This window comes from Actinomyces sp. 2119 (genome assembly GCF_003591215.1).
Taxonomy (GTDB): Bacteria; Actinomycetota; Actinomycetes; order Actinomycetales; family Actinomycetaceae; genus Actinomyces; species Actinomyces lilanjuaniae.
This window is the reverse complement of sequence record NZ_QYRR01000002.1, coordinates 1-16056: the sequence shown is the minus strand read 5'-3', so window position 1 is coordinate 16056 and position 16056 is coordinate 1. Positions and strand designations below refer to the sequence as shown.

At 70.4% G+C, this 16056-nt stretch carries 9 protein-coding genes; 5 read left to right on the top strand and 4 right to left on the bottom strand.

Annotated features, from left to right (window positions below):
* Window positions 1-48 precede the first annotated feature (48 nt).
* Window positions 49-3486: a glycoside hydrolase family 2 TIM barrel-domain containing protein gene (locus tag D4740_RS01930; protein WP_119835278.1), complete on the bottom strand. Its 3438-nt coding sequence runs from the start codon at window positions 3484-3486 to the stop codon at window positions 49-51.
* Window positions 3487-3714: 228 nt separating this feature from the next.
* On the opposite strand from D4740_RS01930, the gene D4740_RS01925 reads away from it, so the two are divergent.
* Entirely contained in the window at window positions 3715-4752 is a 1038-nt protein-coding gene (locus tag D4740_RS01925) for a LacI family DNA-binding transcriptional regulator (protein ID WP_119835277.1), read from the top strand.
* Window positions 4753-4820: 68 nt separating this feature from the next.
* Here the strand turns inward: D4740_RS01925 and D4740_RS01920 are convergent, their stop codons facing one another.
* A complete protein-coding gene (locus tag D4740_RS01920) occupies window positions 4821-5327 on the bottom strand; it encodes a very short patch repair endonuclease (RefSeq protein WP_119835276.1) in 507 nt (168 codons plus the stop codon).
* A gap of 124 nt (window positions 5328-5451) precedes the next feature.
* Window positions 5452-6957 carry a DNA (cytosine-5-)-methyltransferase gene (dcm, locus tag D4740_RS01915; protein ID WP_147392816.1) on the bottom strand — a complete coding sequence of 502 codons (1506 nt, stop codon included), beginning with the start codon at window positions 6955-6957 and terminating at the stop codon, window positions 5452-5454.
* A 419-nt stretch (window positions 6958-7376) separates the two neighbouring features.
* On the opposite strand from dcm, the gene D4740_RS01910 reads away from it, so the two are divergent.
* The 4 genes from D4740_RS01910 (at window position 7377) to D4740_RS01895 (ending at window position 13002) form a co-directional block, all read left to right on the top strand.
* Window positions 7377-8168, top strand: coding sequence for a sugar O-acetyltransferase (locus D4740_RS01910; RefSeq protein WP_119835274.1), 792 nt, complete (start codon window positions 7377-7379; stop codon window positions 8166-8168).
* A gap of 66 nt (window positions 8169-8234) precedes the next feature.
* Complete coding sequence (locus D4740_RS01905; protein WP_119835273.1) at window positions 8235-9656, top strand: amidohydrolase family protein; 1422 nt, start codon at window positions 8235-8237, stop codon at window positions 9654-9656.
* A gap of 249 nt (window positions 9657-9905) precedes the next feature.
* A complete protein-coding gene (locus tag D4740_RS01900) occupies window positions 9906-11693 on the top strand; it encodes a DUF885 domain-containing protein (protein ID WP_119835272.1) in 1788 nt (595 codons plus the stop codon).
* Between the two features lie 421 nt (window positions 11694-12114).
* Window positions 12115-13002: a glycosyltransferase gene (locus tag D4740_RS01895; RefSeq protein WP_119835271.1), complete on the top strand. Its 888-nt coding sequence runs from the start codon at window positions 12115-12117 to the stop codon at window positions 13000-13002.
* 125 nt (window positions 13003-13127) lie between these two features.
* On the opposite strand, the gene D4740_RS01890 is transcribed toward D4740_RS01895, so the two are convergent.
* Window positions 13128-15614 (bottom strand): hypothetical protein, encoded by a 2487-nt coding sequence (locus D4740_RS01890; RefSeq protein ID WP_259390598.1) that lies wholly within the window; start codon window positions 15612-15614, stop codon window positions 13128-13130.
* Window positions 15615-16056 lie beyond the last annotated feature (442 nt).

The window sequence follows — 16056 nt, the reverse complement described above, 5'->3', positions numbered from 1 at the left end:
TCCACACGCACGTCGTGGACGTGCGCTGGTGGCCCGGTCCGGGCTGTGTCAGGACAGTGAGGCGCGAGGGGCGCGCTGTGATACCGCCGGGAGGTCGGAACCGGGGGCTGTGTCCGTGGTGGTGGCCGTGGTGGTGGCCGTGGTGGTAGGCAGGAGGGTCAGGTGCAGCCCCACCTCCGCCTCGTCGACGCGGTACTTCCGCGACAGGGCCGGTCCGCAGCTGTGGGAGCCGATGCCGGCCATCGCGGCGTCCAGGCACAGGACGGTGTGCCCGCTGGGCACCAGGTCGGTGTTGTGGCCGCGCCTGGTCAGCTCCTCCTGGGTGAAGGGGGAGGCGTTGAAGGATAGCGGCGTGGCAGCCACGGCGGTCAGGCTCCCCCTGTCCCCGTAGACGGTGACGTAGTCGCAGTCGGCGTGGCTGCCGTTCTCCTGGGGGCGGATGTAGTCCTCGTGGAGCGAGGCGATATCGGTGGTGAACTCCCCGTGGAAGCTGGCGCGGCACTTGTCCGGGTAGCTCTCCACAGGCCCTAGGCCGTGGTAGGTGACCTGACGCATCTGCTCCGGCAGGAACAGGCGTAGGCCGAAACGTGGCAGGGGGGGCATCTGCGGGTCCCGGACCCCCTGGACGCTCAGGCGGAGCGCGCCCGAGGGGCTGATCGTCCAGGAGACGACCAGGCGCAGGACCGGCTGGACAGAGGGGGCCACCACGGCGATGGTGGAGGTTACCGAGACCTGGTCGCGGCTGTCCTGCACGGTTGTGCCGTAGGCGCGGCTCACAGCCTGGTGATAGTGGGCGCGTTCCCACTCCTTGCGCACGTGGCGGTCGTTGTCGGTAGGGGCGCGCCATATGTTGAGCTCTGCGGGTCGCGCCAGCAGCTCGGTCCCGCCTACGCAGAGCTGGCAGAGGAGGCCGGTGCGGGTGTCGAGCTGGTAGCAGAAGCCTTCCCCGCTCACCGTCACCCGGTTGCGGCTGCGTTCGGCATGCACAGCGGCAGACTGGCTGCCGACCGACTTCGAGGTCCTGGCTGACCGTGAGGTCCCGGAGGCCCCGGCTGGGTTCAGGGTCCTGGCTGGGGTCGTGTCCGGGCCGGCAGCGGGAGGCTCGGCGGGTGCCGGCTCCCGGGCAGGCCCGTAGACGGAGGCCACCATGTGGTGGCGTGGGTCGGCGTTGTCCAGCGGGATCTCGTCGAAGCCCAGCTCGTGGCCGCGCTCCAGCGCGTACTGGTCCTGCGCAAGGTGGTACCGCACCACCAGGAAGCAGCGCCCCGAGGCTGGCACGGTGGGGCGGCAGGTGAGGTCTGTTGTCGCTCCCGGGGCAACGGGTCCGGTCAGTGGGAGGGCGCCCTGGTCGACGACGACGCCGTCGCACCGCACCTCGTAGGAGACCTCGACATAGTCCGACAGGTCGGTGAAGCCCAGGTTGTTGCGCAGGGTAAGCCTGCCCAGGTCCTGGTGGAAGCGGACCACCCGGACTGGGCGCTGGACGTTCTTGAGCTCAAGGAGCCCGGTGTGGGGCCTGCGGTCGGGGCTGACAAGGCCGTCGACGCAGAAGTTGCCGTCGTGGAGGTCCTCGCCGTGGTCCCCGCCGTAGAGGTAGACGGGGCGTCCGTCGGCGCTGGTGCCGGAGCGCACGGCGTGGTCGCACCACTCCCACACGAATCCACCGCACATGCGGGGGTCGGCGAGGATCATGCGCCAGTAGTCCTCCAGGTCCCCGGGGCTGTTTCCCATGGCGTGGCAGTACTCCACGAGGAGGAAGGGCTTGGAGCCGTCGCTGTGCAGGTAGTCGGTGATCTCCTCCAGGGAGGGGTACATCCGGCTGTACAGGTCGATGCAGGAGTAGTCGTAGCGGCGCTTGGAGTCGCGGTAGTAGGCGCCCTCGTAGTGGGTGAGCCGGGTGGGGTCGGTGCGCTTGACCCAGGCCAGCGCCGTCTCCAGGGTGCATCCGTAGGCGCACTCGTTGCCCACCGACCAGGATATGACGCAGGGACGGTTCTTCTCCCGGTGGACGCACAGCCTGACCCGGTCCACCGTGGCCCGGGTCCACTCCGGGTTGTCAGCGATCAGCTCGTTCCAGTGCTCCACCTGGTTGTCCCAGCCGGGGTCCTCCAGGAACCGGGCCTGGGTGCCGTGGCTCTCCAGGTCGGCCTCGGACATGACGTAGAACCCGTAGCGGTCGCACAGCTGGTAGAAGCGCGGGTCACTGGGGTAGTGAGAGGTGCGCACGGCGTTGATGTTGTGCTGCTTCATCAGCACTAGGTCGCGCCTCATGTGCTCTAGGTCCACGGCTGGCCCCGTCGTGGGGTCCGAGTCGTGACGGTTGACTCCCCGCAGGGTCACGGGCTGGCCGTTGAGGTGGACGACGGCGTCGTGGACCGTGACCTCGCGCAGGCCGACCCGGTCGGTGATGACCTCCTGGTCGGTGGTGATGACCAGGGTGTAGAGATAGGGGTCCTCCGGGTTCCACAGATGGGGTGAGGCGACCTCCAGCACGGCGCGGTGGGTGTAGGGGGCTGGCTCCTCCGCTGGGTCGGGGTCAGTAGCGCTGGCGGTGCTGGCAGCCCCTGCGCCGCCTGCCACCGCGGGGCCGACCGTGCCATCCATCTCGTTGGCAGTGCTGGCAGTATCGGCGGTGTTGGCGGCTGCGGAGTCTGTCGGGGCCGGGGCGGTACCCAGGGGCACGATCCGGGCCAGGGGCGCGGAGGAGACGAGGGCGCCGGAGGCGTCGAGCAGCTCCAGTGTGGTGGGTACGGGGCCACCGTGGAAGCGTCCCCGCACCTCTACTGTGGCGGTCTGCGAACCGAGCCTGGTCGTGGTCGCGTAGTCAAAGAGGACCGACTGCGGGCGCGAGAGCAGGTAGACGTCCCGGAAGATGCCGGAGGTGCGGAACTTGTCCTGGTCCTCCAGGTAGGTGCCGTCGCACCACTTGAGGACCAGGACCGCCAGCCGGTTGGCGCCGGGTTCGATAACCTCGGTGAGGTCGAACTCGCTGGTGGCGTGGGAGACCTGGCTGTAGCCGATGTAGCGGCCGTTGAGCCAGACGTAGAAGCAGGAGTCCACGCCCTCGAAGCACAGGTAGGTCCTGGGGGCCTGTGGTGTTGGTACGTGCTCGATGTCGCGCAGGTAGATCGCGCACGGGTTGTCCCGAGGGACGAAGGGCGGGTCCAGCGGGATGGGGTAGCGCACGTTGGTGTACTGGTGGGAGTCGTAGCCCTGGTGCTGCCACGTGCTGGGCACGGGGACCTGAGTGAGTCCGTGCAGCGGAAAGTCCCTGGAGGCGAAGCCCTCGATCGCGCCCTGGAGGTCGTGGATAGTGGGCAGGTAGTGGAAGAACCAGTGCCCGTTGAGGAGGTGGAAGCGGTCTGAGGCCTCGCGCTCCTCCGCGGCGTCCAGCAGCGGGCCGGAGGCCGGGACGTAGTAGGCACGTGGGGGCAGGGTGTTCTCGTGGAGGACAGACAGGTCCTCGTGGTGACTGGGAACAGGCATCGTTGGCGCCTCCGTCGAGGTGGTCGAGCACAGGACTGCGGAGGCCGGAGCCGCACGAAGTCCACTGATGGTAACGTTACCATAGTCAGGAGGGCGGGTGGGAGGGCTTTGTCTGAACTGAAATCACAGTTGTCAACTGACCCCAAGTCACCTGGCTGACTTAGTCAATGATAACGTCATCATCATGGTGACGTCAGGGTCATTGCCACGCCTGATAGCCTTCGAGGCATGGGCCAGGCACGTAGGGACCGCACAGGGTCGCCGTCACTGGCCGACGTGGCCCGCCTGGCCGGGGTGTCGGTCCCGACGGTCTCGCGGGTCTCTACCGGTGCACCCAATGTGCGCGCCCAGACGCGTGAGAAGGTGCAGCAGGCCATGACCCAGCTGGGATACTCCCCTAACCGGGTGGCGCAGGCCCTGCGCCGGGGGTCTTTCCGGGCTATCGGTGTGCTGACCCAGAGCGTCCAGCGCACCGGTGAGGCCCTCACGACGGCGGGTGTCCTGGAGGCAGCCACCGCTGCTGACTACACGGTCTCCCTCGCCCAGGTCGAGGACCCCACCTCCCAGGCGCTGAGGAGCGCCGTCTACCGGCTGTCCAACCAGGCGGTAGACGGTCTGGTGCTGGTCCAGGTGGGCCGCGCCCAGCCGCAGCACCTGTCCCTGCCTCCCGGGCTGCCGCTGGCCGTGTCCGACTCCGCCCTGGTCGGCTACTACCCCTCCGCCTCTGCCGACCAGGTCCAGGGGGTGCGCGACGCCGTGAACCACCTCCTCGGGCTTGGCCACCGCACCGTCCACCACATCACCGGGCCGCAGGACTCGCACTCGACGGTGATCCGGGAGGCGACCTGGTCCAAGTGCCTCCAGGAGGCGGGTCTGAGGCCCCCGGAGGCGGTACCGGGGGACTGGGACGCGGCCTCGGGCTATGCGGCTGGGCAGCGTCTGGCAGCCGACCCTGAGGTGACAGCGGTCTTCTGCGGCAACGACGAGATCGCCCTGGGGCTGGTCCGGGCCCTGCACGAGCACGGCAGGCGCGTGCCCCAGGACGTCTCCGTGGTGGGCTTTGACGGGATCGCGCTGGGAGAGTACAGCTTCCCCCCGCTGACGACGGTGCGCCAGGACTTCCGCAGGCACGGGACAGAGATGGTGCGCCTGGTTCTGGAGCAGGTGGATTCCGGGGTGTCGGGGGAGGTGCTGCGAGAGGAGCACCGGGTGGTTGTCCCTACTGAGCTCGTGGTGCGCGGCAGCACCGCTCCGCCGCCGACGTAGCCGACGGAAGATGACTGGCAGACGACCGGCAGACAGGCTGGGACACAGTCTCGTGGCCAGTGCGCCGGTCAGGGGTGGCTCTGGGTGGCCTGACGCTCCTGCAGGGCGGCGGCGACCCGTGCGCACGCCTCGGCAGTGTCCTCGTGCTCCCAGACGTGGACGACCTGCCAGCCCAGCTCGGCCAGGCGGGTGTCGGTGTCGGCGTCGCGGGCCTGGTTACGGGCGATCTTCCACCTCCACCACTCGCTGTTGCGGCGCGGACTGCTCCCGTGGGCAGGGCAGCCGTGCCAGAAGCAGCCGTCTACCTGGACCGCCACCTTCCAGCGGGTGAACGCGATGTCCACCTTACGCCGGGGCAGGCCGGGCACGGCGTACTGGACCCGGAAGCGCAGCCCTGTGGCGTGCAGCGCCCGGCGCAGGGCTGTCTCCGGAGCCGTGGCCGAGCGGGGCAGGGCCGCGTAGCGGGCACTGACCGCCGCCTCCTGCGGCGCGGTGCGGTCCGGCTCGGGTGCGTGGAGCGCGGTGCGGTCCGGCTCGGGTGCGTGGAGGGCGTCCGCTGTGTCCGCAGGGTCCATGGCACGAGGCTAGTCTTCCGCTGCCTCGTGTGGTGCCCGTGTGGTGGCTGTCTTGGGCGGTGAGACCTCACCGGGCTGTCAGGCTGCTGCGCGGTCTCGGCTGCACGGGCTCGGCTGCACGGGCTCAGGCGGCTGCGGGTGCCCCCAGAAGGCTGGCGACGGCGTCGTCGGGGCTGGGCGGGGCCGCCTCGACGGCGGCCAGGACCCGGCGGCCCGCGTCCGTGCCAAGCAGCACCTCCCGGTCGCGCTGGCAGTGCAGCCTCAGGGCGTTCCAGGCGGCGCCGACGTTGACCGCGTTGCCCAGCTGGCGGTAGGTGACGGCCTGGGGCTGGTCCCCGAAGGAGAAGGCGTCCGGCAGCCCTTGGAGGCGGGCGGTCTCTCGAGGGGCCAGGCGTCGCCGTCGGGGGCCGACGATGCTGGTCTGGGTGATGGCCACCAGCGCGGGCACATAGGTGGGGGCCTTGGCGCGCAGGCCGGAGGGACGCAGGTGGACGAGGCAGTCCCACAGGCAGCCTGTGTCCTGGGCCTGCCACTCCAGCTTGCGGCGGGTGGGCGGGAACTGCTGCACGCCGAGGTCGCGCAGCCACTGGCGGCACCACTGCTCGTTGGCCGTGTAGAGGTCGGCGTTCTTGCGCAGGAAGGTCATCTTCCAGCGGGGGGTGGCGTCGTGCTCACCCGCGTCGATCCGGGCCTCGAGCTCCTCGCTGGTGACCCAGGCGTCCACCCAGATCGGGAAGCCTGGGAGCCGGGTGCCAGGGTGGCGGTGCCGGTACTCCTGGACCCAGGCGTCCCAGGCGTCGATCCACTGAGCCTCCTCGGCGCTCAGTGCGGTCCCGGCCAGGCGCGGGTCGCCCTCCTCCAGGAGGATGTCCTCGATGCGCCACCGCGAGGGGGAGAAGGTGCCTGCCCCGGTCTCCTGGCTGGCCGCTGAGGTGGTGGCGCCCAGGCGGGTGCCTGAGGCGACGTCAGGCGGGGCCGGGTGGCTGGTTGGGTCTGGGAAGGGTTCTGGGAAGGGCGTTGGGAAGACGGTCCTGGGCGTGGCGATGGGCTCGATGAGGTCGTCGGCGGTGGGGTCGCGGTGGGGGTCGTAGGTGGCGGTGATGAACACGCGCTCGCGCACCTGGGGGCGCCCGCCCAGGCGGGGCGGGATCTGGTGGGGGGAGAGGACCGCCGGGGTGGCTGAGACCCGGTAGCCCTCCTCGCGCAGCATGCGGATAATGACCTCCCACTCGTGGCGGTGGCGCGGGCCGGCAAGGTTGCGGACGTTCTCCAGGAGCAGCACCGCGGGGTGGTGCGCCCGTACCACCTGCATGATGTTGAAGAAGAGCGTGCCGCGCACCTCCTCCATGCCCCGCTGGGCACCTGACTTGGAGAAGGGCTGGCAGGGGAACCCGGCGGCGAGCAGGTCGTGGGACGGGACTGCGGAGCTGACTTCCTGGCTGGCCCCCTGGTCCCCCGTGTCCTCGGTGATGTCCCCCAGGGGATCTAGGCCCCAGTTGCGCTGGTAGACGAGTGCCGCCTGGGGGTCGATCTCCACGGCGTAGGCGCACCGCCCCCCCATGGCGGACAGGGCGGCGTGGAAGCCGCCGATACCGGCGAACAGGTCGACGTAGGTAAAGGGCTGCGGCACGGGCACAAGCTAAACACATGTTCGAGCTCGGGGCGAGTTCGGCAGGGCGTGGTCCGCGGTGAGCTGGGTCACCGCAACGGCGTTCCGGCTGCAGGGGGAGGACCTTGTGGGACGAGCGTACAGCCGGTGAGCTGTCCGCCGACCACGGCTCCGTGCACGCCGAGTCTCGTGTCCGGTTGCGCTCCCGGGGCGAGGAGGTTCTGAGGAGGTTCTCTATGAGCGGCGGGGTTCGGAGGACCTGAGGAGAGCCGTGGTACAGCGACGGACCAGGCCAAGACGTCAACGGGGGCGCGAGGCAGAGGGACCCGCCAGCCGAGGACGATCGTCGTCTTCTGTGTGGAAGGAAAGTCGGGAGAGGGACTCTGGATCGTGTGCGACACGGACCAGAACAGTCCTCACCGTGCTGCCACAATGTGCCCATGAGCACACCCACGAACCCTGCGAGCACGCCAGGGGCACCCGGCAGGAGCCCTGCACCTCCCGAGGCTCCTGGGACTGCCCCGGGCTCTTCCACCTTTGCGCCTGCTACGGACCCTACGCCCGCTACGACCTCCACTCCCGGCAGCCCCCACAACCCCTACGTCTTTGACGAGGCCGAGACCCGGCGCAGGCTCAGCACCGGTGAGCTTTACACGGACTTCGGCCCCGGCCTGGAGGCACTGGAGGAGGAGCGTGACCGAGGCAAGGAGCTGGTCGAGCGCTACAACGCCACCTCGGTGCGTGACCCGCAGTGCCGGGTGGCCATCGCCACCGAGCTCTTCGCCTCCCTCGGCCAGGGAACCTGGCTGGAGGCCCCCATCTACTGTGCCTACGGCTCCCACACCTCGATCGGCGCGGGCTGCTGGTTCAACACCGGGACCACCCTCATCGACGACGCCGAGATCCGCATCGGTGACCGTGTGCTCTTTGGTCCTTATGTCACGATCACCACCGCGGGCCACCCCGTCGACCCGGGGCTGCGCAGTACCGGGGCGCAGTTCTCCGCGGTGGTCACGATCGAGGACGAGGCGTGGCTGGGCGCCAACGTCACCGTCCTGCCCGGTGTGACGGTCGGGCGGGGCAGCGTGGTGGCTGCAGGGGCCGTCGTCACCGCCAACGTGCCGCCCATGACGGTGGTGGCCGGTGTGCCTGCGCGGATCGTCCGCTCCATCACCGAGACCGACCGCGAGGTCGGCTTCCGGCCGCCCCCTACCCTGGGGGAGGAGGGCTGAGGGCGGTCCCGACGAGAGCCGAGACCGGGCTGGCGATGCGCAGGCGGACCTGACAGGCTGCGTGCTATGACGACATCCTCGACCTGGATCACCCCACCCACTGCCGGCTCAGAGCGTCTCGACGGGACCGAGGCCGCCATTGTCACTGCGGACCGCCTGCTCACGGGTCGTCGTGGGAGCACCGAGGCCAGCCTGGAGGTCCTGACCGACCCCGGGCACCGGGTCGGCGTGCTGCTGGACGGGTCCCGTATCGCAGCGGTCGGTGCCCTGCCCGCGCTCCAGGCTGCGGCGGCGAGCCTGCCTGGCCGCACCCCGCCCCGGCACCTGGACCTGGAGGGTGCCACCCTCATGCCAGGCCTTATCGACACCCACGTGCACCTGGCGACCTCCGGGACGGACGTGGAGTACCCGGACTACGGTGACCTGGAGATCCAGCACCTGACTCTCAACGCCGCCCGCTCTGCCCGTGAGCTTCTCAGTGTCGGCGTCACTGCCGTGCAGAGTCTGGGGGCGCGCCACTACGTCGACGTCGCGCTGCGGGACGCGATCGCCGCAGGCAGCCTGCGCGGTCCTCAGGTGCGTGCTGCCGGCCCCCAGATCACGACCACCAGCGGCCACTCCTGGCAGGCGGGGTCGGAGGTGGACGGGCTCGACTCCATCCGCCACGCGGTGCGCTACCACCACAAGCGTGACGTGGACACGGTCAAGTTCATGGCGACCGGAGGCTTCACGACCGGGGGCTCAGCTCCCTGGAACGCCCAGTTCACCACCGAGGAGATGGCGCTCATCGTGTCAGAGAGCCACCGCCTGGGCCACCTCTGCGCCGCCCACGCCCACGGGACCCAGGGTATTGATCGGGCCACGGTGGCAGGGGTGGACTACCTCGCCCACGCCTCCTTCGTGTCTACCGCGGGACGCAGCGAGTTCGACCCGGGCCTGGCGGACCGCATGGCTGAGGCGGGCATCTACGTGGACTGCACCGTGACGGCGGAACTGCCTGCGCTAGTCGCCTACGACGACTCCTTCGCCCCTCCTGTCCGTCTCCTGTGGGAGCACGGTGTACGGGTGGTGACCGGGCATGACGCCGGTATCCCCGCTATCCCGCACCGTTCCTACGTCGGTGGCCTGGAGGCCCTGGAGCAGATGGGCCTGCCGCGCTCCGAGGTCATCCTAGCGGCGACCTCCCGTGCCGCGGCCGCGATCGGTCTAGCCGGGGTTACCGGCGTCCTCGCCGTCGGCTACGACGCCGACCTGATCGCTGTCGAGGGCGACCCGACGCAGGACCTGGCCGTTCTGCGCTGCCTGAAGCTGGTGGCCACCAAGGGGAGGGAGTTCGTTGCGGACCCGGTTCCAGGGCTGGCGCGGCGGGCAGAGCGTCGGGGGCAGCAGGAAGGTAGGGACAGCCAGGCGGCGCCTTTGTGGCCCGACGAGATCCTGGGCGCCTACCGTGACAGGGCACGCCGGGCTGCCGCTCACCCCCAGGTATAGCAGGAAGGGGCGGCCCAGGGGCGAGTGCTGTCCCGGGTGCAGGCGCGGCAGTCAGGGCCGTACGGATCTCCTGCCTCAGGGAATGAGGTTGCACGGTTCCTGGGCAGTCACGGCGACACGACGAGGAACCGCATGATTACGGAGGTTGAGTCGCAGGGGCGAGGTCACCGGGGGGCAGGTCGCCGTAAGTAATGTCCGGACGTGACAGGGTCGTTGCCTGGGGGTACCAGGGGCAGGCATGCTGACCCCATGCGTGACGTGCCGCCCCGTTTCGTACCTGGACGCCTGCCTGTCCCCCAGACGGCGGGTGCTGACCTACGGGACCTGGCTGAGCAGTACAGCCGGGTCCTTGCCGCCCACGACCCAGAGATCGCCGCTCGTACCGGCCTGCTCGGCCAGACCGCCCTGCCCGACTACTCCCCGGATGCCTTGGCTGACCACGTCCGTGCTACTCGTTCCCTGAGGGCACGGGTGGAGAAGGTCTCCGGCGAGATGGCTGAGGTGGACAGTCGTCTGCGCGAGCACCTGCTGGAACGGATGGAGACCGACGCCGACCTGATCGACTCCGGCGAGGGCGGAGCGTACCTGGGCTTTCCCGAGTCCCCCTTCCAGCGGGTCCTGCGACTGCTCCGTTCTCCTGCGGGGGCGCGTGACCTCGGCCCTGCGGGGGATGAGGCTGACGCGGCGGAGGGGGACTCCCGCTGGGAGTCGGACTGGCAGCTGCTCAGCGCCCGCCTGGAGATGCTGCCGCAGACCCTGGCAGGCCTGAGGGCGTCCCTGGAAGACTCTGCGGCGCGAGGGGTCGTCTCCCCGGCCAGCCAGGTCGAGTTTGTTGCCGGCCAGGCGCGGGACTTTGCCGACCGGCCGCCCCTGGCCCCGGCCGGGGGGCTTCCCTCCTCCCTGACCGGTGAGGTGGAGCGGGCAGACCGGGTGGCGCGCCAGGCCTGCCTGGACTTCGCCGAGTACTTGATCTCTACCCTGGGGCCGCAGGCGCCGCTGGCGGAGGGGGTGGGACCGCAGCGCCACCAGCTATGGATGCGTCGCCACCTGGGTACGCGGGTGGACCCGGCGCAGACCTTTGCCTGGGCCCAGGAGGAGCTGCGCCTGGTAGCGGCCGAGCAGGACCGCCTCGCTGCCGAGGTGCTGGGACCAGGGGCGGACTATGCTGCGATGAACATCCACCTGCGCTCGGACCCGGCACTCGGTCTGAGTCCCCAGGAGTACCTGCCCTGGGCGCAGTCAGTAGTGGACCAGGCGTGGGACGTCGTGGTGGGCAAGGTCCTGGACCTGCCTCAGGGCCTGGGGCGTCCCAGGGTTGTCCTGGACCGGTTCGGCAGGCAGGGTCACGCCGGGGACCCGTGCCACTATGAGGAGCCCTATGGCACCGGCGGGGTGCACCCCGGCACTGTGGTCCGATCCCTGGCAAAGGGGGAGGAGGTGCTGTGGCCCTGGGTGGAGCGCACCACCATGCTGCACGAGTCTGTGCCCGGCCACCACGTGCACTCCGGGGGGCACACCGCTGACATGAGGCTGACACTGTGGCAGCGCTACCTGGGCAGGGTGCCCGGGTGCAACGAGGGCTGGGCGCTGTATGCCGAGTCGCTGGGTGAGGAGCTGGGGCTGGTGGAGGAGCCGCAGGACCGCTTTGGGCTGCTGGCCGCGCGCCGGTGGCGCCTGGCCCGTGTCCTGGTCGACTTGGGGGTGCATTCCCGGCTGCCGGTGCCGCCGGAGGTGCTGGCCCTGCCTGGGGCTGACACCGTGTGGAGCAGGGCGACTGTGATGGCCGTGCTGCGTGCACACACGATCTTCCCCGAGGAGTTCCTGCGCTTTGAGACCAGCAGACGTCTGGGGTGGCCCGCCCAGTCCCTGTCCCACGTGCTGGGGGAGCGGGTGTGGCGTGCGGGTCGGCGTGCTGCTGAGGCGCGGGTGCGCTCCCAGGGAGGCAGATGGGGGCCTGGCCAGATGCGTTCCTTCCATAACAGGGCGATCAGCCTGGGATCGGTCGGGCTGGGGCTACTGGAGCGTGAGCTGTCCTGAGCCAGGGCATGGCTGGGGGAGCCCGGCGCCGTTGACGGGCCCCCTGGTCAGGATGCCATAATAAGGTCTTCTTGTGAATGGGGTAGGCAATGTATCTGGAGTCGTAGCGAGGTCTGTCGGCACCTGTTGTCCCTCTATTTATACGGGGACAGAGGTCCTGGTGGTGGACAGGGTGGCCGTGGGCCGGGCGACCTGCTTTGGGGAGGGTGCGCCTGGGTGGTCTCTGGGTACTCTGGTGTCGAGCCTGACGCGCGACGAGATGCCAGCCTGGCTAGGCGCAAGAGTGCCTGGAGGAAGGCTGGGTGGTTCAGGGCTGGTATGCTGGGAACTACCTGGCACCGCGAAAGTCACACAGCCGTGTTATATCACTGTCCGGTGGTTCTAGGAGGACGCGCCTCTTTTCTCTGGCTAGGCTGGGGCCGTGAGCTCGACTAAGTGTCCTGACCAGCGCGTCGCGGTCATCGTCCCTGCCAAGGACGAGGCGCAGCGCATCGCCGCCACTGTTCGTGCTTGCCGCTCCATCCCACGGGTTGACCTGGTCGTCGTCGTTGACGACGGCTCCGTGGACGGTACCCAGGACCACGCTCGGGCTGCAGGAGCCGTGACTGTGCGCCACTCGGTGACCCGGGGTAAGGCCTCCGCCCTGGAGACCGGTGCCAGTGTCGTCGGTATGCGTGACTACGTGCACGGCCCTGCCCGCCTCCTGCTGTTCATCGACGCTGACCTGGGGGACTCCGCAGCGGCCTGTGCCGATCTTGTGCCCCCTGTCGTTGACGGGGTCTGCGACATGTCCGTAGCCGTGCCGCCCAGGCAGCACGGGGCCGGCGGGCGGGGACGGGTGGTCCACGCTGCTCGCCGGGCCATTGCCCGAGCCACCGGGTGGGAGCCTGTCGCTCCCCTGTCGGGGCAGCGCTGTCTGAGCCGGAAGGCCTACGAGAAGGCTGCTCCCCTGGCTGAGGGGTGGGGAGTCGAGGTCGGGCTGACCATTGACGTCCTCGTCGCCGGGATGGCGGTGATCGAGGTGCCCTGCGACATCACCCACCGGGTCACCGGGAACGACCGTGCGGGGGTCCTTCACCGCGCCGCACAGTACAAGGACGTGGTCAGGGCTGTGGCTGCCCGGACCCTGCGGCGTCACCGCGTGCCTGCGGCGCGTTATGAGAAGGCTGCGCAGGAGCAGAACGCCTTCCACGTCTACCGGGCACACAGCGTGAGGACGTCCGAGCCCGGTGCCGGGCAGGACGGGGGCCAGGGAGGCGGTGCCTCCACGGATGCCCCTGCGGGCTCGTCGCGCTCCGCAGGAGCCTGACCGGCGGTGCGGGTAGGCCGCGGCTGCCGGTGCCTGGTCGCTGGTGACATCATGCTGTGCGGCTGATGCTGTCGATGCCGCTGACGGCGTTGACGCTGCTGATCCTTGGCGGGGAGCCCGTGCCGCTAGGTGCTGTTGGCTTCTGGTGCGTCGCTGGTGGCCGCTTCCGCCACGTTGATGCTCCCCAGAGCAAGAGCCAGGAGAGCGGGGACGGAGCTAGCCAGGACAAAGCCCGCTATCGTGATACCCGAGTCGTTGACCACGACGGCGACTGCCGTCAGGACGGTGAGGGAGGTCAGTGCGGGGCGCAACCACTGGTTGCAGGAGACGCCGGGCTGTCCGACCTGAGGCTGTGTGCCTTGGTCGTGTGCTGACGGAGCCTGTGTGGTCTGGGTCGGCTCGGCTCGGGTCTGTGCGGTCCGGGGCTGTGCCAGCTGGATCTGGGCGAGCCAGGCGTAACGGCTACGACCTGCCAGCCAGCGACGCCGCTCGTGACGCGCCCAGGCCAGCAGCGCGGCAGCACCGACAGCGCCTGCGACCAGGGCTGCCAGGGCGGTGGTGCTCGTGGTGAAGGGGGTGACGAGCGCACCGAGCCTGCGCGCCAGGGCTGTCAGGGCGGTGCCGTCCAGGACCTGGGCGGCAAAGCGCCCCAGGTGGGTGCGCTGCTCCTGTGGACGCAGGTAGTCCGCCGCGGCGAGTGCGGCGACGAGGCACCCGGAGGCGACGGCGACACCCGCCCAGCGCAGGGCTCCCAGCCGGAGCTGGCACAGGCCCGCAGCCAGGGCGGCTAGCGCGGGCAGCAGCGCGAGGGCGCCGCCGACGTCGGCACCCAGCTGGGGTGCGGCATCGACGACCAGGGCTGCCCCGCCCAGGAGGCCTACGACCATGAAGGCTCTGCGACGTCCGCCGCCCAGGACCTGCCAGGTGACGGCAAGAGCGACTATTAGTGCGCCGGCTGTCAGGGCGAAGGCAGTGTTGGAGACCCCGTAGAACCGCCCGGCCACGACCGCGTTCATCCCCAGGGGGCTGTTGAAGGCCAGGCGGGCGCCCAGGGCGGCGTCAGTCAGCCATGCCGTCACCGTGGCGGTGGCCAGCAGGTAGGCGGTCGCACCGGGTGCGGACGCGGCGGGAGGAGGCAGGGCCGGACCCCGGGAGGTGTGGGCTACAGCAACCAGGCCGGAGAGGCAGCCAGCCAGCACGGCGGAGGTGGCCAGGACCAGGCCCAGGGTGGGGGCCGCCACCCACGGGGCGGGGATGCCGCCCTGCGAGCCCCAGCGCCACCAGGGGACCGCGTTGGCCAGCAGCACGCCCAGCGGCCCGGCCGCAGCCACGGCGGCGACCTGGGAGAGCCTGCCGACCCGGCGTCGCGGCCGGCTCCCGGGGCGGTCCCGGGGAGCCCGCAGGGCGAGGGCGGCCCAGGCCAGCAGCAGGGCTGCGACTCCAACCAGCAGCAGGCTGGTGGGGATGACGGTGCGCTGGGAGGCGCGTGCGTGGAGGGCGTCGTCAGCCAGGGCGGACAGGCGGGGGTCGTCTGTGTCCCTGGTGGTGCCCTCGGCGGCGCTCCCGGCTGCGGCCCTGGCCGTGGTGGGCTCCTCCTGGACGTCAGTGAGGTGGGCGGTGGCGGGCAGGGTCAGGGCCTGGCCGTCGAAGTCGGGCGCCGTGGTGTCTGTGAGCGCCTGGGCCAGGGTCGGGGCCAGGTCGGTGAGCTGGATGAGGCCGGGCTGGTGGGTGGAGGCTCCCACCAGCAGGGAGCCGCTGGTCCCCCGGGGCGAGGTGGTACCTGCCGGGAGGACGCTGACTTGTGGCCCGGGGTCCTCGTTGTCAGCCAGGGAGGCGATGACGACCCGGGTGCCCGCAGGCGCGGTGGCCAGCGTGGTGGACAGGGCCTGGGCCAGGGAGCGCAGGCGGGCGGCGTCATCGGGAGCGTCGCCTCCGGTCGTGGCAGTGGTGTCGTCTGTGGTGTCGTGGGTGCTGCCGGGCGTCGTGGTGGCGGGCTGGGAGGCTGGTGAGCCGGGCTCCGCCGAGCCCTGCGGGGTGGTGTCTACCAGGACCAGCCCGGTCGGGTCGGCGCCTGTGAGTCCTGCCAGTGCCTCCTCCAGCGTGGTGCTGGCCTGCGTGCCCAGGGCGTAGCGCGCGCCCTGGCCGACGGCTGAGGTGCGGACTCCCTGGGTGCTGAGGTGGTCGGCCAGCTGGCGGGAGGCGGCGGTCCCGCTGCCGGAGGCGGTGGGCTCCCAGGTGCAGGCCCTGGAGCCCTCCACGGCGCGCACCCGTGTTCCTGCGGTCAGGGTGAGCCAGCCGTCGGCGGGGCAGGTGCGGTCGGCGGGGGTGCGCACGGCCAGGTTCAGCGGCTCATTGGAGGTCGCGAAGCCCAGGACGGTGCTGGCGGCCTCGGCGGTGGTGGCGTCCTGGGAGCCTGCCAAGGTCGTCAGGTCCGACCAGGTGAGGTTGCTGGTGCCCAGCACGACCACCGGGGCCCTGGAGGCACCCGGTGCGGCCCGCTCGGTCGCGAAGGCGGTGCCGACGGCGGACAGCACCATGCCGACCACCACCAGCAGGATGAGAACGTAGACGACGACACGCACCCAGCGTTGCTGGCGGCTTCGTGGTCTCACGGTCCCAGCCTACGTGGGGCACGGACGGGATCGGCTGGTCCGACTCCCTGCTGTGTAGGGCGGGCGGCCTCAGCGTCCTGGCCCTGTGGGTACCCCACGGGCGCCCCGGGTCCTGAGTTCTCGCGATCCCGCAGTCTGATCAGCGGATGCCAGCCGGAACCAGTGGTAGCCTGCCAAGAGAGGACGTGAGGTAGGGCACCACAGGAGGGAGATGCCATGTCTGAGCACCGAGGCTACGGGGGACGTGACCTGCAGGAGGCGGCCCACGGGGCAGCCGCCCGGATCGACGCCATGGCGGACGATGCTGAAAGGCGTAGGGTCATGAGGTGAGCTGGGATGGGCGGGATGCCCCTGGTGCCGGGAGGAGGCAGTTTGGGGCGCTCCACATCACGCCCGACGGTCCGGAGTACATCTAGGGCGGTGGTCTCAAGCAGCAGAACGC